Raw genomic sequence first — 20,300 nt, 5'->3', positions numbered from 1 at the left:
AGATTCCGCGAGCGGGCACCCAAGATGTCCGCCGCTGCCAAGAGGTTTTTAGTCATGACTGAACGTCTGCATAACGACTTCCAGTTCGTCGACGTTGATCGCCAGGACCCGAAGAAGAAGCTGCTGCGCGTGCGCAAGAAGAACTTCGTGGAGATCTACGAGCCCTTCAAGCCCGACGAGGCCAGCGAGCAGGCGCACCGCTGCCTGGAGTGCGGCAACCCGTATTGCGAGTGGAAGTGCCCGGTGCACAACTACATCCCGAACTGGCTGAAGCTGGTCTCGGAAGGCAACATCCTGGCCGCTGCCGAGCTCTCCCACCAGACCAACACCCTGCCGGAAGTCTGCGGCCGCGTCTGTCCGCAGGACCGCCTGTGCGAGGGCGCCTGTACCCTCAATGACACCGGCTTCGGCGCGGTGACCATCGGCTCGGTGGAGAAGTACATCACCGATACCGCCTTCGCCATGGGCTGGCGCCCGGATCTGTCCAATGTGGTGCCGACCGGCAAGCGCGTCGCGGTGATCGGCGCCGGCCCGGCGGGCCTGGGCTGCGCCGACGTGCTGGTGCGCAACGGCGTGACGCCGGTGGTGTTCGACCGCAACCCGGAGATTGGCGGCCTGCTGACCTTTGGCATCCCCGAATTCAAGCTGGAGAAGCAGGTACTGGCGCGCCGTCGCGAGGTGTTCACCGGCATGGGCATCGAGTTCCGCCTGAATACCGAGATCGGCAAGGACATCGGCATGCAGCAGCTGCTGGACGAGTTCGATGCGGTGTTCATGGGCATGGGCACCTACACCTACATGAAGGGCGGCATCCCCGGCGAGGATCTGCCGGGCGTGCATGCCGCGCTGGATTTCCTGGTGGCCAACGTCAACCGCAACCTGGGCTTCGAGAAATCGCCGGCCGACTTCGTCGACATGAAGGGCAAGAAGGTGGTGGTGCTCGGCGGTGGCGACACCGCCATGGACTGCAACCGCACCTCGATCCGCCAGGGCGCCAAGAGCGTCACCTGCGCCTACCGCCGCGACGCCAAGAACATGCCGGGCTCGCGCCGCGAGGTGAAGAACGCCAAGGACGAGGGCGTGAAGTTCCTGTTCAACCGTCAGCCGGTGGCCATCGTCGGCGAAGATCGGGTGGAAGGCGTCAAGGTGGTGGAAACCCGCCTGGGCGAGCCGGATGCCCGTGGCCGCCGCAGCCCCGAGCCGATCCCGGGCTCCGAACAGATCCTGCCGGCCGACGCCGTGGTGATCGCTTTCGGCTTCCGTCCCAGCCCGGCGGCCTGGTTCCAGGACTTCGAGATCGGCACCGACGAGCAGGGCCGGGTGGTCGCGCCGGAACAGGGCCGCTTCAAGTTCCAGACCGGCAACCCCAAGGTATTCGCCGGCGGCGACATGGTGCGCGGCTCGGATCTGGTAGTCACTGCCATCCATGAAGGCCGTCAGGCCGCCGAGGGCATCCTCGACTACCTGGGCGTGTGACGCCCTGCGGTCGGCCAGCCTTCTCCGGTTGCTCCGCCTGACGCCGATCAAACCAAAGATGAAAGGCCCGGCCCGCGCCGTGCCTTTTGTCGCGCGCTTTGCGACAATGCCCGGTCTCTTTTCTGGCTGGAACCTGGACATGACTGCCCTGAAGAACGATCGCTTCCTGCGTGCCCTGCTCAAGCAACCCGTCGACGTGACACCGGTGTGGATGATGCGCCAGGCCGGCCGCTACCTGCCGGAATACCGGGCGACCCGAGCCAAGGCCGGCGACTTCATGAGCCTGTGCATGAATCCGGAGCTGGCCTGCGAGGTCACCCTCCAGCCGCTGGAGCGTTACCCGCTGGATGCCGCGATCCTGTTCTCCGACATCCTCACCGTGCCGGACGCCATGGGCCTGGGCCTGTACTTCGAAACCGGCGAAGGCCCGCGCTTCAAGAAGGTGGTGCGCAGCCTGGCCGACATCGAAGCGCTGCCGATCCCCGATCCGGAAAAGGACCTGGGCTACGTGATGGATGCCGTGCGCACCATCCGCCGTGAGCTGAACGGCCGCGTGCCGCTGATTGGCTTCTCCGGCAGCCCCTGGACCCTGGCCACCTACATGGTCGAAGGCGGCTCCTCCAAGGACTTCCGCAAGTCCAAGGCCATGCTTTACGAAAACCCGCAGGCCATGCACGCCCTGCTGGACAAGCTGGCCCAGTCGGTCACCAGCTACCTGAATGGCCAGATCAAGGCCGGCGCCCAGGCCGTGCAGATCTTCGATTCCTGGGGCGGCAGCCTGTCGGCGGCGGCCTACCAGGAATTCTCCCTGGCCTACATGAAGAAGATCGTCGACGGCCTGATCCGCGAGCACGACGGTCGGCAGATCCCGGTGATCCTGTTCACCAAGGGCGGCGGCCTGTGGCTGGAATCCATGGCCGAGGCCGGCGCCGAGGCGCTGGGCCTGGACTGGACCTGCGACATCGGCAACGCCCGCGCTCGCGTGGGTGACAAGGTGGCGCTGCAGGGCAACATGGACCCCAGCGTGCTGTACGCCAAGCCGGACGCCATCCGCGCCGAGGTGGGTCGCATCCTGGCCGCCTACGGCCAAGGCACCGGTCATGTGTTCAACCTGGGCCATGGCATCACCCCGGAGGTCGATCCGGCCCACGCCGGCGCCTTTATCGAGGCGGTGCACGAGCTGTCGGCGCAGTACCACCGCTGAGTCGCTGGCGGTTTCGCCTGAAAAGAACGCCACTTTATGTGGCGTTCTTTCATTTCGGCCCGCCTGGCGAAATGCCCGATCTTGAGCCTTCCGTAGGGGTCGCGCGGGTGCAGGTCATGACATAGACTCCAGGGTCATTGTCAGAATCGGGGAGACCAGCATGCGGCGAGTCGTGTTCAACCAGAAAGGCGGCGTCGGCAAGTCGAGCATCGCCTGCAACCTCGCCGCCGTAAGCGCCGCCGAGGGCTATCGCACCCTGCTGATCGACCTGGATGCCCAAGGCAATTCCAGCCACTACCTGACCGGGCTGAGCGGCAACGAGCTACCGGTCGGCATCGCCGATTTCTTCAAGCAGGTACTGTCCTCCGGGCTGACCAGGAAGGGCCGCGTGGACATCTACGAGACGCCATTCGACAACCTTCACCTGGTCACCGCCACCCCCGAACTGGCCGAGCTGCAGCCCAAGCTGGAGCAGAAGCACAAGATCAACAAGCTGCGCAAACTGCTCAGCGAGCTGTCGGCGGACTACGACCACATCTACCTGGACACCCCGCCGGCGCTGAACTTCTACACCGTCTCGGCGCTGATCGCCGCCGACCGCGTGCTGATTCCGTTCGACTGCGACAGCTTCTCGCGCCAGGCGCTGTACGGCCTCTTGGAGGAAATCGACGAACTGCGCGAGGACCACAACGAGAAGCTGCAGGTGGAGGGCATCGTGGTCAACCAGTTCCAGCCGCGCGCCAGCCTGCCGCAGCAGATGCTCGACGAGCTGATCGCCGAGGGCATGCCGGTGCTGCCGGTGTACCTGAACAGCTCGGTGAAGATGCGCGAGTCGCACCAGGCGTGCATGCCGCTGATCCACCTGGACCCGAAGCACAAGCTCAGCCAGCAGTTCGTCGAGCTGCACCGGCATCTGAACGCAGATAGCTGAAACGCGCCGTAGGCGGTCGGCGCTTTTCCGGCCGCAGAAAGGAACCCGACCGAAGTTGCGGCGCTTTTCCGACTCTAGCCTCGGCTGATCAGGATGTCGCAGGGCGGCTGGCGCAGCAGGTCCTGGGCCATGCCGCCGAGCAGCGCGTCGCCCATCAGGCTGCGGGTGTGCTTGCCCAGCGCCAGCAGCTGCGGCCGTCGTTCGGCGATGGCCGCGGCCAGGCAGGCGCCGCGTTCGCCGCTGCGCACACCGTATTCGAGTACCCGACCGGGCGGTGCCAGGCGCGCCTGTTCGTCCGCCACCAGACGGCTGAACAGGCTGCACTGCAGGTCGAGATCCTCCTGCTGTTCGGCCGCCTTGCTCGGCGCGACCTCGAACACGTTCAGCGCGTACAGCTCGGCCTCGCTGGGCAACAGTCGATGCGCCTGGTGCAGGGCGGCGCAGGCGCACTGCGAGAAGTCCAGCGCCACCAGCGCCCGCTGATAGGGCGACACATCCCGGTTGATGGCCAGCAGCAGCGGAATGCGGCTGCTGCGCGCCAGGCGTTCCAGAGTGGTGCCGGCGAACAGCTCGGGGCTGGACTTGTGATGGGCGCCCAGCACCAGCAGATCGGCGCCGACGCCTTCCGCCTGGCTGGCGATGGTGGCCGACGGTTGACCCTTGGCGATACGCAGCTCGGCGCCCGGCAGCCCCAGGGCCTGCAGGCGCTCACGCAGCGGCTGCGGATCGGTTTCCCGCTCCTGCACATGCAGCAGGGTCAGGCGACCCTCCAGCTGGCGGGCCAGCTGGGCGGCGCGCTGCAGGGCCAGGTCGGCCTCCGGGGTCAGGTCGTGGGCGATGAGAATGTGCATGGTGAACACCTGAGTTGAGGCTGCCGTTTCGAGCCGACAGCCTAGCAGAGGGCAGCCCCGTCGGGCTGCCCTGGGTCAGGTCATAGCGCCGCACCGCGCAGTTCGGCGACCCGCTGCTGTAGGGTCAGCCGGTCGGTGTCCGGCGCCAGCGGTTCGCCGGCCACCAGGGTGACCCGCGACCAGATGCGGCGGAACGGCCGGCGCGCCGGGTCGCGGCTGAAGAAGCTGCCCCACAGCCCGCGCAGCGCCAGCGGGATCACCGGCACCGGCGTGTCGCGCAGGATCAGCTCGACGCCGCCCTTGAACTCGTTCAGCTCGCCGGTGGTGGTCAGCTTGCCCTCCGGGAAGATGCACACCACTTCGCCGGCCTCCAGGTAGGCCTTGATGCGCGCGAAGGCCTGCTCGTAGATCGCGCGATCCTCGTGCTGGGCGGCGATGGGCACCGCGCCGGCGGTGCGGAACACGAAGTTGAGCACCGGCAGGTTGTAGATGCGGTAGTACATGACGAAGCGCACCGGGCGACGGATGGCGCCGCCGAGCAGCAGCGCGTCGACGAACGACACGTGGTTGCACACCAGCAGCGCGGCGCCCTCGTCGGGGATCGCCTCCAGGTTGCGGTGCTCGACCCGGTACAGGGTGTGGCCGAGCAGCCAGATGATGAAGCGCATGCTGAACTCGGGAACGATGGTGAAGATGTAGCCGTTCACCGCCAGGTTAAGCAGCGAGACGATCAGGAACAGCTCGGGAATGCCCAGCCCGGCCCAGTCCAGCACTGCGATGGCGAGCAGCGCCGCCAGCACCATGAACAGCGCGTTGAGGATGTTGTTGGCGGCGATCACCCGGGCGCGCTCGTCCGGCTCGCTGCGCGACTGGATCAGTGCGTACAGCGGCACGATGTAAAAGCCGCCGAAGACGCCCAGGCCGAGGATGTCGAGGAGGATGGCGCGCCCCGGCGCGCTGGCCAGCAGCGTCAGCCAGTCGTGGGGCGCGCCGCCCGGGAAGCTGGCGACGTGCCAGGCCAGCAGCAGGCCGAACAGGCTCAGGCCCAGCGAGCCGAAGGGCACCAGGCCAATCTCCACCTTGTGGCCGCTGAGCCGCTCGCAGAGCATCGAGCCGAGCGCGATGCCCACCGAGAACACCAGCAGGATCAGCGTCGCCACGCTTTCGTCGCCGTGCAGCCAGTCGCGGGCCAGCGCGGGGATCTGCGTCAGGTACACCGCGCCGAGCAGCCAGAACCAGGAATTGCCGAGCAGCGAGCGCGAAACCGCTGGGCGGCGGGTCAGGCCCATGCGCAGGGTGCGCCAGGTCTGCCGGGGAATGTTCCAGTCGAACCTCAGGCCCGGCAGCGCCGCCGGGGCGGCGGGGATGCCGCGGCTGGCCAGGTAGCCGAGCAGCGCCACTGTCACCAGGCTGGCGCCGATCCACAGGCTGTAGTCCGCGCGCGCGAGCAGCAGGCCGGCGCCCAGGGTGCCGAGCAGGATCGCCAGGAAGGTGCCGGACTCCACCAGCGCGTTGCCGCCGACCAGTTCGGTGTCGTCCAGGTGCTGCGGCAGGATCGAGTACTTCACCGGGCCGAACAGTGCCGACTGGGTGCCCATGGCGAACAGCGCCAGCAGCATCAGCGGCACGCTGCCCAGCCAGAAGGCCAGTGCGCCGAGCAGCATCAGCGCCAGCTCGAGCAGCTTGAGGCGGCGGATCAGCCAGTCCTTGGCGTACTTCTCGCCCAGTTGGCCGCCGAACGCCGAGAACAGGAAGAACGGCAGCACGAACAGCAGCGCGCAGAGGTTGACCAGGGTGTCGGCGCTGCCGGACAGGGTCAGCTTGAACAGGATGGCGAGGATGATCGCCTGCTTGAACAGGTTGTCGTTGAAGGCGCCGAGCGCCTGGGTCAGGAAGAACGGCAGGAAACGCCGGCTGCGCAGGAGGCTGAACTGGGACGACGAGGACATGGTTTCCATCCGTGAACAAGGCCGAGGGGCCGCTCACGGCCCCGTTCGGCCCATAGCATATCGCCACTGAGGCGACAGACCCATGTCAGGCGCGCCGGCCTGTGATCAGATCCCCTGCTGGCGCAGCCAGGCGAGCAGCTGCGGTAGCGGCATGGCGCCGCTCTGGCGGGCCACCTCGCGACCGTCCTTGAACAGCAGCAGGCTGGGAATCGAGCGGATGCCCAGTTGCCCGGCCAGCTGCGGGTTGGCCTCGCTGTCCAGCTTGGCCAGCCGGCATCTGCCCTGCAGCTCGCGGGCGGCCTGGGCGAAGGTCGGCGCGAAGCTGCGGCACGGCCCGCACCAACTGGCCCAGACATCCACCAGCAGCGGCAGGTCGCCCTTGAGCTGGCTGGCGAACGAGGCCTGGTCGAGATCGAACGGCGCCGCCGGCAGCACGGCGGACTTGCAGCGCCCACAGCGCGGCGCATCGTGCAGGCGATCGGCGGGAATACGGTTCAGCCCGGCGCAGGACGCGCAGGGCACCAGCAGGGTGTCGGACATGCAGAAGGCTCCGGGAAATGGGCAATGCCCTTTAGGTGGAGCCGGGAAGGGGAGAAATCAACGGGGCGGGCCTGCGCGGGGTGTTATGGACGTAGGGTGGATCGCGCTTCACCGATCCACCAACGCGCCAAGGCGCGGCCGGCGAGGCGCGCCGTACCGGCGCGAGGGTGGACAAGAAAAGCGTTGTCCACCCTACGAGTGCAGGCAGCCAGTCTTAGCCTTTCGCCGCTTCCAGCGCCTGGGTCAGGTCTTCGAGGATGTCATCGATATGCTCGATGCCGATCGACAGGCGCACCAGGTCGCGGGAGACGCCGGCGCGTGCCAGTTCCTCGTCGTTCAACTGACGGTGTGTGGTGGAGGCCGGATGGCAGGCCAGCGACTTGGCGTCGCCGATGTTCACCAGGCGCACCACCAGCTTGAGGGCGTCGATGAACTTCGCTGCGGCGGCTTCGCCACCCTTGATGCCGAAGGACATGATCGATGCCGGCTTGCCGTCCATGTAGCGCTGCGCCAGCGCGTGCTCCGGGTGCTCCGCCAGGCCGGCGAACTGCACCCAGCTGACCTGCGGGTGGCCCTTGAGGAACTCGGCGACCTTCTGGGCGTTCTCGCAGTGGCGCTCCATGCGCAGCGCCAGGGTTTCCAGGCCCTGCAGGATCAGGAAGGCGTTGAACGGCGACAGCGCGGCGCCCATGTTGCGCAGCGGCACCACGCGGCAGCGGCCGATGAACGCGGCCGGGCCGAAGGCCTCGGTATAGGTCACGCCGTGGTAGGACACGTCCGGGGTGTTGAGCAGCGGGAAGCGCGCCTTGTTCTCGGCCCAGGGGAATTTGCCGGAGTCCACCACGATGCCGCCGATGCTGGTGCCATGGCCGCCGATGTACTTGGTCAGCGAGTGCACCACGATGTCGGCGCCATGTTCGAACGGCCGGCACAGGATCGGCGTGGCCACGGTGTTGTCGACGATCAGCGGCACGCCATGGCGGTGCGCGGCATCGGCCAGCGCCTTGAGGTCGATGATGTTGCCGGCCGGGTTGCCGATGGACTCGCAGAACACCGCCTTGGTGTTGTCGTCGATCAGCGCTTCCAGCGCGGCGATGTCGTCGTGGGGCGCGAAGCGCACCTGGATGCCCTGGCGCGGCAGGGTGTGGGCGAACAGGTTGTAGGTGCCGCCGTACAGCTTGGCCACCGAGACGATGTTGTCGCCCACGCCGGCGATGGTCTGGATCGCGTAGGTGATCGCCGCCATGCCCGAGGCCACCGCCAGCGCCGCCACGCCGCCTTCCAGCGCCGCCACGCGCTTTTCCAGCACGTCGGTGGTGGGGTTCATGATGCGCGTGTAGATGTTGCCGGCCACCTTCAGGTCGAACAGGTCGGCGCCATGCTGGGTGTCGTCGAAGGCGTAGGAAGTGGTCTGGTAGATGGGCACCGCCACGGCCTTGGTGGTCGGGTCCGGGCTGTAGCCGGCGTGGATGGCCAGGGTTTCCGCTTTCATGCAGGGTCCTTGTTGTTGGTTTTCGTGTGGAGCGCAGCATGGCCAGACCGTCTGGGGCGGTCAATGCCCTGAGTCAGCCTGAGCCGTTGGCGAGTTAGATCGTTTTCTGCCGATTTAGAACACCGAGGAATAGATGTTGTAAGCGCTTATCGCGGTAATCAGCAGGCCGACGACAATCAGCAAGGTGCGGGCCGGCAGCTTCCTGCACAACAGGGCGGCAAAGGGCGCGGCGAACAGGCCGCCAAACACCAGGCCGGCCACCATCATCCAGGTGCTCGGCTCGCCGGCCAGCAGGATGAACGAGGCCGCGCTGGCCAGGGTGAGGAAGAACTCCGCGAAATTCACCGAGCCGATGGTGGTGCGCGGGTCGCTGCCCGAGCCGATCAGGCTGCTGGTCACCACCGGACCCCAGCCGCCGCCCCCGGCGGCATCCACGAAACCGCCGAACAGCGCCAGCTTGCCGACATGCCGGGGCGCCTTGCGCTGGAAAACCTGACGGCAGGCCTTGCACAGGATGTACAGGCCCATCAGCAGCAGGTAGGCGGAAATGAAAGGCTTCATTACCGCGCCATCGAACTGGGTGATCAACAGGGCGCCGAGGAAGGCGCCGAGCATGCCGGGCAGCAGCAGGCTGAGGAACAGCCGGCGGCTGACATTGCCGAGCTTCACGTGAGAAATTCCGGACAGGCCGGTGGTGAACACCTCGGCGATATGCACGCTGGCGCTGGCCGCCGCCGGACTGGCCCCGGCGCTGAGCAGGAAGCTGGTGGCAGTGATGCCGTAGGCCATGCCGAGCGCACCGTCCACCACCTGGGCGAGAAAGCCGACCGCCACGGCACTCCAGAATGCCGGGCTGTGCAGGGTGCGGTCGATGATCTCCAGGCCGCTCAGCCCGCCGTTGTCGCCGAAGAACAGCCGCCAGGCCAGCACCGACAGCAGGCTGGCGAGGATTGCCAGGGCCGCCCACATGGCGATGCGCAGCGCCGGGTGATTGTCCGGATGGCTGATGGTGTCCTCGATCGGCGGCAGCCCCAGCCGGGTGTGCTCCGCGTTGAGCGGGGAGTCGCTGAGGTCGATGGAGCGAATCTTCATGGGGGCGGGCCGTGGGCAATCACAAATCGACGGCGACCTTAGCGAGCCGGGTTTAGCACGTCCAAGTATGTTTCGCTTGTAAGTTATGCCTTGAGGTTCTAAGTCCGGCGCGCAGGAAACGAGCGCTGTATTCAAGCCGAAGGCTCCAGGGACGATAAGATGGCCACCCTCCGTCGCTTTCGGGGGCAGGGCCCCCGCCTCACAGAAGAGTCCAACCATGAAGAAAACAGGGATAGCCGCCGTCGTTCTGCTGGTGGCCGGTGCCGCGGTGACCGCCGGTGCCTGGTACACCGGCACTCAGCTGGAAACCCTTCTCCCCGAAAAGATCGCCGAAGCCAACCAGGAACTGGCGCGCCAGCTGCCGGGCAGCGAGGTGCAGCTCAGCCTGACCTCCCTGGAGCGCGGGGTGTTTTCCAGCGTCGCCCGCTACCAGCTCGACCTGGGCGAACTGGCCCACGAATGGCCCGCCTCCGAACTGGTACTGGTCGAGCACATCGAGCACGGCCCGCTGCCCTTGTCGCGCCTGAGCACCCTGCGCCTGCTGCCAGTGCTGTCGCACAGCCAGACGCGCCTGGAGGAAACCGCGCTGACCGCGCCGTGGTTCAGGCAGGCCGAAGGTGGCGAACCGTTGCGCATCCAGACCACGCTGGGCTACGACCTGGAGGCCAGCGTGCGTCTGGAGGTCGCGCCGCTGCGCTTCGCCGACGGCGAGACACACCTCAGCTTCAGCGGTTTCCAGGGCGAATTCGAGGGCTCCGCCGAGCAGGTGACGGGTAGCGGGCATTTCGACCGTCTGGAGCTCAGCACCCTCGGTGAGCAGCCGACGCGTGTGGGCCTGCAGGGACTGCAGGTGGTTTTCGACCGCCACAAGGGGCCGTCCGGCCTGTTCCTCGGCGAGCAATCGGTGACGCTCGAGCGGCTGGATGTGCACTGGCCGGGCCTGGAACCGCTGGTGCTGACCGAGCTGGCCCAGCGTGATCGCCTGAGCCAGACGGACGACCTGCTGGCCGCCGACCTGACCCTCGAACTGGCGGGACTGAGCTATGCGGAGCAGCCGCTGGGCGCGTTGCGCATGGACTGGAGTGCCCGCGACCTGAATGCCGGGGCGATCGTTGCACTGGCGGACCTGATCGCCAGCTATGCCGAGACTCTGGAAAGCGACCCCGAGCATGAGGGCTTCAGCCATGCCCAGGAACAGCATCTCAAGGCTGCGCTGGAGTCTTTGCTCGACAGCCGGCCCAGCCTCAGCCTGGACAGTCTGTCGCTGAAGACCGCCAACGCGGAGAGTCGCCTGAGCCTGCAGCTGGGCCTGAGCAAGCCGGCGATGGGTGAGGCGCTGCCGCCGGAAGTGCTGATCCAGCAACTGGTCTCCCGCCTCAACCTGCAGCTGGACCTGCCCAAGGTCAGCATTCGCGACCTGGTGGGCTACCAGGCGCTGTTCGATGCCAGCCTCGACCCGCAGGCGGTGGCCATGGAAGCCGACATGCTGGCCGAGATGGCCGGCGACATGGCGGTGGGTATGGAACTGGCCACCCTGCAGGGTGACACCCTCCAGACCCGTCTGGACTATGCCGACGGCCAGGTGACACTGAACGGCCAGACCCGTCCGCTGGAGGAGTTCCTCGCCATGCTGGGCCTGCTGGCTGGCGGCGGCGTGGCAATCGAATAGGACTGCCCGCCGTGACGCCCGGTGGTTGCAGCGGCGGCTGGACCAGCCCGTAGGGTGGACAACGTTGTCCTTGTCCACCATGGCCCCCGCGCGCAACCTGATAGCGGCCAGAAAAACGCTGACCGCCCTACCTGCTTCATCAGGACGAGCAACTGATTTCCAGGTGCTTGCCCCATTCCGGTGGGCGCTCGGTGTAGCGCTCCTTGCCGGGCTGTTCCTCGAAGGGGCGACTGAGCACCGCGTGCAGCTCGTGCAGCGGCGCGAAGTCGCCGGCCTCGGCGGCTTCGATGGCCTGCTGGGCCAGGTAGTTGCGCAGGCTGTAGCGCGGGTTCACCGCGTGCATGCGCGCACGGCGCGCCTCGGCCGAGCCGCCTTCGCGCGCCACCCGGGCGCAGTAGTCGGCGGCCCAGGCGTCGAAACCAGCCAGATCGACGAACTCCTCGCGCAGCGTGCCCACCGCCGCTTCGGCGGGTTGTTCGCCCAGCGCGCGAAAGAAGTTCGGGTAATCCACCGCGCCGCCCTGCATCAGTTGCAGCAGGCGCTGGATCAGCTCTGTATCCGCCTCCTCGGCCTGGGTGAAGCCCAGCCTACGGCGCATGCGGTCCAGCCAGTGCGCCTGGTACAGCGGCAGGAACAGGCCGAGGGTCTCGCGCAGCGCCTCCACCGGTACGAACGGCGTCAGCGCCTGGGCCAGCGCCGACAGGTTCCAGTGGGCGATGGGCACCTGGTTCTCGAAGCTGTAGCGCCCCGTGTCGTCGGAGTGGTTGCAGATGAAGCGCGCGTCGAAATCATCCAGAAAGGCGTAGGGGCCGAAGTCGAAGGTCAGGCCGAGGATCGACAGGTTGTCGGTGTTCATCACCCCGTGGCAGAAACCGTAGGCCTGCCAGGCGGCGATCATCTCGGCGGTGCGTTCGACCACCGCGCGGAACAACGCCGCGTCATCGGCGCAGTCCGGGAAATGGTTGGCGCGGGTGAAGTCCAGCAACTGGCGCAGCGCCCCATGCTGGCGCGTGTAATAGAAGTACTCGAAGTGGCCGAAGCGGATATGGCTGGGCGACAGGCGCAGCAGCATGGCGGCGGTTTCCTTGCGCTCGCGCCACACCGGCGTCGCCGAGGCCACCACACACAGCGCGCGTGTAGTGGGAACACCGAGGGCCGCCAGGTATTCGCTGGCCAGGAATTCGCGGATGGAACTGCGCAGCACCGCGCGGCCATCGCCCATGCGTGAGTAGGGCGTCGAGCCGGCGCCTTTCAGGTGCAGGTCCCAGTGCTCACCGGCCTCGTTGACCACTTCGCCCAGCAGCAGCCCGCGACCATCACCCAGGCGCGGGTTGTAGACGCCGAACTGGTGCCCGGAATAGACCATCGCCCTGGGTTCGGCGTCGCGCCACAGCGCATTGCCGGAGAATAGCCGGACGAATTCCGGCCGCTGCGCTTCGGCCGGGTCCAGATCGAGCAGCGCCAGGGCCGCCTCACTGGCGATGGCCAGGCGTGGCTCGGCGATGGGCTCGGGCTGCACGGCGGTGGAGAAGTCATCGCCCAGCCGCGCGAAACGGTTGTCGAAGTGCAACTGGTCCAGGCGTTTCATGGGCAACCTCAGGGTTTGGCCGGCGGTGGGATCGGCTGCTCGGTGGCCGCGCCAGCGGCGCCCAGCACGGCCGTTTGGCCGATCTGCGCTTCCTGCCCCTCCAGGTTCTTCACGAACACGTCGACCTGTCGGAAGGCGATCTCGATGCCGTGCTCGCGGAACAGCTGCTCGATGCGCCGGTTGATCTCGTCGGTGGCTCGGCCCCGGTCGCCCAGTTCGCGCACATGGATGATCAGGTCGTGGTCCAGCGTGCTTTCGCCGAAGGTCTGGAACAGCACCAGCGGCTCGGGGTCACGCATGACCCGCACGTTCTCGTGGGCTGCCTGATAAAGCAGGCGACGCACCAGCTCCAGGTCCGAGCCATAGCCGACACCGACCTTCAGCACCAGGCGGGTGACGGTGTCGCTCAGCGTCCAGTTGATCAGCTGGTCGGTGATGAAGGTCTTGTTGGGCACCACCACCACCTTGCGGTCGGCGTCGACGATGTGGGTGGCGCGGATGCGGATGCGGTTCACCGAGCCGGTGACGTTGCCGATGGTCACCAGGTCGCCGATGCGCACCGGGCGCTCGAACAGGATGATCAGGCCGGAGATGAAGTTGGCGATGATCTCCTGCATGCCGAAGCCGATGCCCACCGACAGCGCCGCCACCAGCCACTGCAGCTTGTCCCAGCTGACTCCCAGGGTGGACAGCGTGGTGACGATGCCGACGCCCATGATCAGGTAGGACAGCAGCGTGGTGGTGGCATAGGCGCTGCCCTGCCCCAGGCGCATGCGCGACAGCACCAGCACTTCCAGCAGGCCCGGCAGGTTACGCGCCAGCACCAGGGTCAGGCCGACGATCAGCAGCGAGCCCAGCAGGTCGAGCAGGCTGATCGGCCGCAGGCTGGCGGTGGCGCCGCTGCCCTGGGTGAATTCGTAGAGGGTGACGGTATCCAGGTAGCTGAACACCGTCAGCAGGTCGGCCCAGACCCACCAGAGCACCGCCAGCAGGCCGGCGAACAGGCCCAGGCGGATCAGCCGCAGGGATTGCTGGTTGACCTGCTCGATGGCCAGCCCGGGCTCCTCGACGGGCGCCGCCACGCCGTCGACGCCCTCCGGCGTCTGCGCCTCAGTTTCGCGGCGGGCCTGCGCGCGCTGCCAGGCCAGGCGCCGGGCCGCCACCGCCAGGCCACGCGCCAGCAGGGCTTCCAGCAGCACCCAGAGCAGCAGGGCATAGAGGGTATCGATCAGCCGGCCGCTCAGTTTGAGCGCCGTGTAGTAGTAGCCGGCGAAGATCGCCGCCATCAGCAGCAAGGGCAGCAGGGCGACCAGCGCGCCGAGCAGCCGGCGCAGCGGCGGCGCCTCGCGACTCTGCGGGCCCTGGAACATCAGGCGGGCCAGCAGCCAGGTCAGCAGGGCGAAACCGACCAGCAGCAGGGTCACGCCCAGCACGTCCTGGTCGAGCACGCCCGGCTGGTTCTCGGCGAACGCCACCACGCCGACCAGGATCAGCAGCACGATGCCCAGCCAGCGCATCTGACGATGCAGGAACGTCACCTGGGCGCGGCTCCAGCCGAAATGTCGCTCGGCCACCCCGCCCGGCGCGAGTATCTGGTGCGCGGTGTACAGCACCAGCCAGGCGCCGGCCATGGCGTACAGCGCGGCCCCCAGGTGAGCGTTCTGGCCGCGCGCATCGATCTGCAGGGCATAGCCGCCCAACGCCAGCATTAGACTGACGGGCAGGGCCTGCAGCAGGTTGAACAGGATGGCCAGCGGCGTGTGGCTCTGGCTGTCGCGCTGCACGTGGCCGATGTCCTCATGCAGGGCGTGCAGTTTGCGTCGCCACAGCCGGCGCTGGGTGATCAACAGGGCGCTGAGCAGCAGCGGCAGGAACACCCAGGGGCGGCTCAGCAGTCCGTTGGCCAGCTCGCCGAGGACGCCCTGCCAGTCCAGGCGCGCGGTCTGCTCGACCAGCCGGCCCGGCAGGCGCTTCCACCAGTCCAGCTTCAGCGGTGGGTGGCTGGGAATCCAGAACAGCTGTTCTTCCAGGGTATTGCTCAGTCGGCTGGCCAGGTCGCGCAGCTGGCGCTGGTTGAGCTGCAGGCTCACCGCTTCGCCAAGCAAAGCGTTGAGTTCCCGCGCCAGGCGGTCGGCCAGGTCGATCCGGCTGTTCATCAGCTCCAGCAGAGCATCGCGCAGCCGATCATTGGCGGGTTCGCCGCTGTCGGCGAGCAGGCGGTCGACGAAGTTACGCGGGTTGGACAGTTGCTCGCGATTCTGGTTGAGCTCGAACTGGTAGAGGCGGATGTCGGCGATCTCGTTCGCCAGCTTGCCATCCACCTCCACCTGCGGCAGGCGGCGCTTCTGTTCCATGAGGATCTGCGCCAGCAGCAGACTGCCCTTGAGCGCCTCGATCTGCTCGCCGAGCACCTGTTCGCTCTGCGTCAGGCTTTCCAGGCGCTGGCGGGTGCGCAGGTTGGCCTGGGTCACCTCGTTGAGGCGGTCGGTAATGCGCAGCAGGTGATCGGTCAATTGCAGATTGCGCGCGGTTTCCTGGGCGATCAGGCGATCCGGGCTGGCGCTGTGGGCTTCCCGGGTCGCCTGCTCGCGGGCCTGCTCGGACTGCGCCAGGCGCTTGGTGTTGATCAGTTCCTGCAGGGCGAGGATCTCCTGCTCCAGGCGCTCGATGCGCGTGGTGAGCAGCTCGCGGCGACGGCTGCCCAGGTCCAGCAGGGTGTCGTTGCCGGCCAGGGCGCGGCGGCTGAATTCATTGCTGAGGGTCAGGGTGGCCAGCTCGGCCGTCAGCAGGTCGCGCTGTTCGGCGCTGAGCGCCTGGCCGTCCAGGCGGTCGTCCTTGAGGGCTGCCTGCAGTTTCTGCATGCGCGCCTGGTTGCCGCTGATCTCGGTCTGTGCCCGCTCTGGACGTGTCTGCGCATTGATGACCAGGCTGTTGGCGGCGGTCAACTCCTGTTGCCACTCGGTCAGCTGCTGGTTGCGCGCGTCGAGGATGATCTCCAGCTCGACGATCTGGGCGCCGGCCTGCTCCCGCGCCGGATCGCTCTGTGGCCGGGCCTGCAGTTCCTCATAGGCGCGGCGGGCCTCGCTGATCTGCTCGGGCGCGTCGGCCAGCTCCCGTTCCAGGGCGCTGATCCGCTCGCGCAACTCGTCCTGGCGGGCCAGCTGCGCGAGCGTCTGTTCAAGGGTCTGCTGCACCTGCAACTGCTCGCTCTCCGGCAGTTTGCGATCCGGCAGGGCCGCCAGGGCAGCCTCGACGGACTCCCGGCTGGGCGGTTCGGCAGCATGCAGGGGAAGGCAGACGAGTAGCAGGAGGAACAGCGAACGAATCAGGGGCATGGGCTGGTCGGTGAACGGCGGGCCGGCGCGCAATGCGCGCCGGCCTCTGGCTAGAAGGACGGCCCCGGCGGCAGGGATTTGCTGCCCTCGGGGAATTTCAGGCCGATCTTGCGGATGCGCGGACCGTCCATCTTGGCGACGGTCCAGGTCAGGCCGTTCCATTCGACCTGATCGCCTACCACGGGTTCGCTGCCCAGGCGCCGGGCGATGAACTGTCCGAGCGGCATGTCGCCGGCCTCTTCACCCAGGTTCAGCCCGTACACGGCAGCGATCGCGCCCAGCTCGGCCGAGCCTTCGAGGATGAAGTCGCCGAAGAAGTGCAGGTCTTGGCCGCGCTTGGGCGGTTGGCTGAACAGATTGCCGAGGGTGGGCAGGTCTTCTTCCTGGCCGATCACGCAGAGGATGTCACCCACCTGCAGGGTGGTGCTGCCGCTGGGGTGCAGCAACTGCTGGCCACGGAACAGCGCCGCGATGCGGGTGCCGGCAGGCATGTTCAGCGCGCGCAGCGGCGCGCCGATGTACCACTTCTTCTCGCCCAGGCGATAGACGAACAGTTCCCAGGGGCTGGTGGGGTGTACTTCCAGGCCGGTACGGGAAATCGGCGACGGCGACGGCGGCACTTCCACCCGCGCCTTGCGGGCCGCCCACGGCAGGGTGCTGCCCTGCAGCAGCAACGACACCAGCACGATGAAGAAGGCCACGTTGAAGAACAGCTGGGCATTTTCCAGCCCGGCCATCAGCGGGAACACCGCGAGAATGACCGGGACCGCGCCGCGCAGGCCGATCCAGGAGATGAAGCTGCGCTCACGCAGGTTGAAGCCCTTGAACGGCAGCAGGCCGATGAACACCGACAGCGGGCGGGCGAAGAAGATCATCCACAGCGACAGCGCCAGGGCCGGTACGGCGATGGGCAGCAGCTCGCTGGGCGTCAGCAGCAGGCCGAGCACCAGGAACATGCCGATCTGGCTTAGCCAGGCCAGGCCGTCGAACATGTGCAGGATGCCGTGGCGGTTGCGGATCGGCCGGTTGCCCAGCAGCAGGCCGCAGACGTACACGGCGAGGATGCCGCTGCCACCGATGGCGCTGGCGATGGCGTAGATCATGATGCCGCCGCTCACCGCCAGCAGCGGGTACAGGCCGCTGGCGATCTCGATGCGGTTGATCAGCTGCAGCAGCAGCCAGCCGCCGGCCAGGCCCAGCACGATGCCCAGGCCGAACTGCTGGATCAGGCTGACCAGGAAGCCGAGGCCGAAATCGGCTTCACCGGTGGCGATCATGGCGATCAGCGACACGGTGAGGAACATCGCCATCGGGTCGTTGCTGCCCGATTCGATTTCCAGGGTGGAGCCGACCCGCTCGTTCAGCCCCTTGCCGTTGAGCAGGTTGAACACCACCGCGGCGTCGGTGGAGCCGACGATGGCGCCGATCAGCAGGCCTTCCAGCAGGGTCAGGTTGAACAGCCAGGCGGCGGCGATGCCGGTCAGGCCGGCGGTGATCATCACCCCGACGGTGGCCAGCGACATGGCTGGCCACAACGCCACGCGGAAGGTGGCGGCGCGGGTGCGGATGCCGCCGTCCAGCAGGATCACCGCCAGCGCCAGGTTGCTGACCAGGTACGCCAGTGAGTAATCGTTGAAGACGATGCCGCCGATGCCGTCGACGCCGGCCAGCATGCCCACGGCCAGGAAGATGACCAGCACCGGGATGCCGATGCGGGTGGAGAACGAGCTCACCAGGATGCTGCTGGCCACCAGAAGCGCGCCAATGAAGAACAGGCCGTTGATGCTGCTGGCGTCCAAAGGCGTCGCTCCTTCTCGTCTGACTGTGTCGGGTTTCGAAGAGCGACGCTATGTCAATAAGCCCTCGAATATCAAGCGCTTAATGCAATTTGAGGGCCATGACGAAAATGCGCCTCAGCGGTCGAGTCCGCCCGCCAGCCGCTGTGTCAGTTCGGCCGCCGGCAACCCCTGCGTGTTGCCGACATGCTGACCGGCCCACAGCGGCGAACAGGCGTCGGATCCCTGGCGCTCCGCCGCGGCGCGCAGCGGGCCGATCGCATTGCCGGCCAGCGGGAACGGGGCAATGCCCTCGGGGCGCGGGCCCAGGGCCTGGATGAGACGGTTGACGATGCCGCGCGCCGGCCGGCCGCTGAACAGCGTGGTCAGCTCGGTGTAACGGGCCGCCGGACTGCCCAAGGCGGCCCGGTGCAGGGCGGTGGTACCGGCTTCCGGGGAGGACAGGTAGGCAGTACCCACCTGCACCCCGGCGGCACCCAGGGCCAGGGCGGCGCGCACGCCGCGCGCATCGGCGATGCCGCCGGCGGCGATCACCGGCACGTCCAGGGCATCCACCAGTTGCGGCACCAGCGCGAAGATGCCGAGCTGACGACCCAGGTCCGCGGACAGGAAGTGGCCGCGATGGCCACCGGCTTCCAGGCCCTGGGCGATCACCGCGTCGACGCCGTGCGCCTGCAGCCACAGGCCTTCTTCCACCGTGGTGGCGCTCGACAGGATGCGCGCCCCGCTGGCCTTGACGCGATCGAGCAACTCGGGCGCCGGCAGGCCGAAGTGGAAGCTGACCACCGCCGGCCGATGGCGCTCGACGATGTCGGCCATCGCCGCGCTGAACGGCTGGCGTCCCGGGCCGTCGGGAATGCTCGCCGGATCGACGCCGAACTCGGCGTAGAAGGGCGCCAGCAGCGTGCGCCAGTGCTGCTCGCGCGCAGCGTCCGGGGCCGGTGGCGTGTGGGCGAAGAAGTTCACGTTATAGGGCTGATCGGTGAGCGCCCGGAGCTTGCCCAGCTCGGCATCCAGCGCCTCGGGGGCGAGCAGCGCCGCCGGCAGCGCGCCGAGGCCGCCGGCCTGGCAGACGGCGGCGGCCAGGCGGTGGTCCTGGGAGCCGGCCATGGGGGCCTGGAGGATCGGCAGTCGGCAGCCGAGCAGGGAAGTCAGGGCGTTCATCGTTGCAAAGCTCCTTGCGAGCGAAGGGTGGAAGGACCCGGCACCGCCCACATCCAGCCCAGCGACCAGATGAAGGCGCCCAGGCCCAGGGCAAAACTCTGCACCAGGGTGCCGCCGGCCTGCAGCCACAGCTCGGCCAGCCACGGGCCAGAGAGCTGCGCGCCGCCGTACAGGGCAATCAGCGCGGCCGACAGGCGCGGTCCCTGATGGGGCTGCAGGCTGCGCGCCAGGCGCTGGGTGAGCAGCACACTGCCGATGAAACCGCCGCCCACCAGCGCCGCGCAGAGCAGCACGCCGGTGGCGTTCGGCAGCAGCAGCGGCGCCGCGCAGCCGATGCCCTGCAGCACGTAGGTGCCGAACAGCGCGCCGCGATCGCCCAGGTGCGCGCCCAGGTAGTTCCAGGTCGGCACGGAGAGCAGGCAGGCGAAGGCGGTCCACAGCCAGACCTGGCCGATCAGCGGATCGCCCACCGGCAGCAACTGGTTGGCCAGCGTGGGCAAAAAGGTCATCGGCAGGATGTAGCCCAGCCCGGCGCCGGCGTAGGCCATGAACAGCGGCGTGCTGGCGCGGTCGAATAGCCGCCTCGACGGCGGGGTGGCATCGCCGCGCGGCGCGGCCGGCGGGATGTGCAGGCGCAGCAGCAACAGGCAGCTGAGCAGCGCCAGCGGCACCGCCAGTGCGGCCATCGGCCACCAGCGCGCCGCACCGCGCAGCCAGTCGGCGGGCGCCTCGGCCAGCCAACTGGTGAGCAGCAGGCCGGCGGCGAAACCCAGGTACACCAGCCCGCTCAGGGTAGCGCGGCCACGTTGCGCCAGCCATTCCAGCACCAGCGCCGGGGCGAGCACGAACACCAGGCCGTTGCTGATGCCGTTGGCCAGGCGCAGCAGCAGCAGGCCGAACACGTCCTCGCAGGCGCCCTGCGCCAGGGTGATGGCGGCGTTGCCGAGCAACGCCAGCGGCAGCGCGATGCGCAGGCGCTGCGGCGCGGCCAGCAGCAGGGCGAGCAGGGCGCCGAGCAGGTAACCGATGTAGTTCCAGGTGGCGAGCCGTGCGCCCTGTTCGAGGCTCAGCAGGCCGTCGGCAAGCAGGTGGGGCAGCAGCGGGGTATAGGCGAAACGACCCAGGGCGTGGACAACGACCAGGGCGGCGCTGCCGGCGAACAGGGCAAGGAAAATCTGGCGGGGAGAAGCGGCTGGCATGTTCTTGTACGTCC

General features: G+C 67.8%; 14 protein-coding genes. 4 read left to right on the top strand and 10 right to left on the bottom strand.

Going from position 1 to position 20,300, the window contains the following annotated elements; all coding sequences use genetic code 11:
* Positions 1 to 54 precede the first annotated feature (54 nt).
* The 3 genes from PT85_RS10600 to PT85_RS10590 all read left to right on the top strand — a co-directional run bounded on the left by PT85_RS10600 (position 55) and on the right by PT85_RS10590 (position 3,611).
* Complete coding sequence (locus tag PT85_RS10600) at positions 55 to 1,476, top strand: FAD-dependent oxidoreductase (protein WP_027591652.1); 1,422 nt, start codon at positions 55 to 57, stop codon at positions 1,474 to 1,476.
* A 139-nt stretch (positions 1,477 to 1,615) separates the two neighbouring features.
* Positions 1,616 to 2,680, top strand: a complete 1,065-nt coding sequence (gene hemE, locus PT85_RS10595) for a uroporphyrinogen decarboxylase (RefSeq protein ID WP_039559185.1) — start codon at positions 1,616 to 1,618, stop codon at positions 2,678 to 2,680.
* 160 nt (positions 2,681 to 2,840) lie between these two features.
* Complete coding sequence (locus PT85_RS10590) at positions 2,841 to 3,611, top strand: ParA family protein (protein WP_027591654.1); 771 nt, start codon at positions 2,841 to 2,843, stop codon at positions 3,609 to 3,611.
* A 74-nt stretch (positions 3,612 to 3,685) separates the two neighbouring features.
* Here the strand turns inward: PT85_RS10590 and PT85_RS10585 are convergent, their stop codons facing one another.
* The 5 genes from PT85_RS10585 to PT85_RS10565 all read right to left on the bottom strand — a co-directional run bounded on the left by PT85_RS10585 (position 3,686) and on the right by PT85_RS10565 (position 9,535).
* Positions 3,686 to 4,462, bottom strand: coding sequence for a universal stress protein (locus PT85_RS10585; RefSeq protein WP_037009776.1), 777 nt, complete (start codon positions 4,460 to 4,462; stop codon positions 3,686 to 3,688).
* A gap of 80 nt (positions 4,463 to 4,542) precedes the next feature.
* Entirely contained in the window at positions 4,543 to 6,411 is a 1,869-nt protein-coding gene (locus PT85_RS10580; RefSeq protein ID WP_027591656.1) for a 1-acyl-sn-glycerol-3-phosphate acyltransferase, read from the bottom strand.
* Positions 6,412 to 6,516: 105 nt separating this feature from the next.
* Positions 6,517 to 6,951 carry a thioredoxin TrxC gene (gene trxC / locus PT85_RS10575; protein WP_039606621.1) on the bottom strand — a complete coding sequence of 145 codons (435 nt, stop codon included), beginning with the start codon at positions 6,949 to 6,951 and terminating at the stop codon, positions 6,517 to 6,519.
* 214 nt (positions 6,952 to 7,165) lie between these two features.
* Positions 7,166 to 8,443, bottom strand: a complete 1,278-nt coding sequence (locus tag PT85_RS10570) for a bifunctional O-acetylhomoserine aminocarboxypropyltransferase/cysteine synthase (protein ID WP_039606620.1) — start codon at positions 8,441 to 8,443, stop codon at positions 7,166 to 7,168.
* 114 nt (positions 8,444 to 8,557) lie between these two features.
* Positions 8,558 to 9,535 carry a sulfite exporter TauE/SafE family protein gene (locus tag PT85_RS10565; protein WP_027591659.1) on the bottom strand — a complete coding sequence of 326 codons (978 nt, stop codon included), beginning with the start codon at positions 9,533 to 9,535 and terminating at the stop codon, positions 8,558 to 8,560.
* Between the two features lie 217 nt (positions 9,536 to 9,752).
* Here PT85_RS10565 and PT85_RS10560 point away from each other — a divergent pair, with 217 nt between their 5' ends.
* Positions 9,753 to 11,204, top strand: coding sequence for a YdgA family protein (locus PT85_RS10560; protein WP_027591660.1), 1,452 nt, complete (start codon positions 9,753 to 9,755; stop codon positions 11,202 to 11,204).
* Between the two features lie 139 nt (positions 11,205 to 11,343).
* Here the strand turns inward: PT85_RS10560 and selO are convergent, their stop codons facing one another.
* From selO to PT85_RS10535, 5 genes are all read right to left on the bottom strand, one after another.
* Positions 11,344 to 12,792: a protein adenylyltransferase SelO gene (selO, locus tag PT85_RS10555; protein ID WP_027591661.1), complete on the bottom strand. Its 1,449-nt coding sequence runs from the start codon at positions 12,790 to 12,792 to the stop codon at positions 11,344 to 11,346.
* Positions 12,793 to 12,800: 8 nt separating this feature from the next.
* Complete coding sequence (mscK, locus tag PT85_RS10550) at positions 12,801 to 16,127, bottom strand: mechanosensitive channel MscK (RefSeq protein ID WP_039606779.1); 3,327 nt, start codon at positions 16,125 to 16,127, stop codon at positions 12,801 to 12,803.
* 50 nt (positions 16,128 to 16,177) lie between these two features.
* Entirely contained in the window at positions 16,178 to 17,926 is a 1,749-nt protein-coding gene (locus tag PT85_RS10545) for a potassium/proton antiporter (RefSeq protein WP_039606619.1), read from the bottom strand.
* A 114-nt stretch (positions 17,927 to 18,040) separates the two neighbouring features.
* Entirely contained in the window at positions 18,041 to 19,087 is a 1,047-nt protein-coding gene (locus PT85_RS10540) for an NAD(P)H-dependent flavin oxidoreductase (protein ID WP_052237661.1), read from the bottom strand.
* Entirely contained in the window at positions 19,084 to 20,286 is a 1,203-nt protein-coding gene (locus PT85_RS10535; protein WP_052237660.1) for a YbfB/YjiJ family MFS transporter, read from the bottom strand. Before PT85_RS10535 ends, PT85_RS10540 begins: the two co-directional genes overlap by 4 nt.
* Positions 20,287 to 20,300 lie beyond the last annotated feature (14 nt).

This window comes from Pseudomonas flexibilis (genome assembly GCF_000806415.1).
Taxonomy (GTDB): Bacteria; Pseudomonadota; Gammaproteobacteria; order Pseudomonadales; family Pseudomonadaceae; genus Serpens; species Serpens flexibilis.
The sequence above is the reverse complement of the archived record's forward strand: the minus strand, read 5'-3'. Positions and strand labels throughout refer to the sequence as shown.

Coding starts and splice junctions, on each gene's coding strand:
- PT85_RS10580 (WP_027591656.1), bottom strand. CDS start 6,411: ATGTCCTCGTCGTCCCAGTTCAGCCTCCTGCGCAGCCGGCGTTTCCTG.
- PT85_RS10590 (WP_027591654.1), top strand. CDS start 2,841: ATGCGGCGAGTCGTGTTCAACCAGAAAGGCGGCGTCGGCAAGTCGAGC.
- PT85_RS10600 (WP_027591652.1), top strand. CDS start 55: ATGACTGAACGTCTGCATAACGACTTCCAGTTCGTCGACGTTGATCGC.
- PT85_RS10535 (WP_052237660.1), bottom strand. CDS start 20,286: ATGCCAGCCGCTTCTCCCCGCCAGATTTTCCTTGCCCTGTTCGCCGGC.
- selO (WP_027591661.1), bottom strand. CDS start 12,792: ATGAAACGCCTGGACCAGTTGCACTTCGACAACCGTTTCGCGCGGCTG.
- PT85_RS10585 (WP_037009776.1), bottom strand. CDS start 4,462: ATGCACATTCTCATCGCCCACGACCTGACCCCGGAGGCCGACCTGGCC.
- PT85_RS10540 (WP_052237661.1), bottom strand. CDS start 19,087: ATGAACGCCCTGACTTCCCTGCTCGGCTGCCGACTGCCGATCCTCCAG.
- PT85_RS10565 (WP_027591659.1), bottom strand. CDS start 9,535: ATGAAGATTCGCTCCATCGACCTCAGCGACTCCCCGCTCAACGCGGAG.
- trxC (WP_039606621.1), bottom strand. CDS start 6,951: ATGTCCGACACCCTGCTGGTGCCCTGCGCGTCCTGCGCCGGGCTGAAC.
- mscK (WP_039606779.1), bottom strand. CDS start 16,127: ATGCCCCTGATTCGTTCGCTGTTCCTCCTGCTACTCGTCTGCCTTCCC.
- hemE (WP_039559185.1), top strand. CDS start 1,616: ATGACTGCCCTGAAGAACGATCGCTTCCTGCGTGCCCTGCTCAAGCAA.
- PT85_RS10570 (WP_039606620.1), bottom strand. CDS start 8,443: ATGAAAGCGGAAACCCTGGCCATCCACGCCGGCTACAGCCCGGACCCG.
- PT85_RS10560 (WP_027591660.1), top strand. CDS start 9,753: ATGAAGAAAACAGGGATAGCCGCCGTCGTTCTGCTGGTGGCCGGTGCC.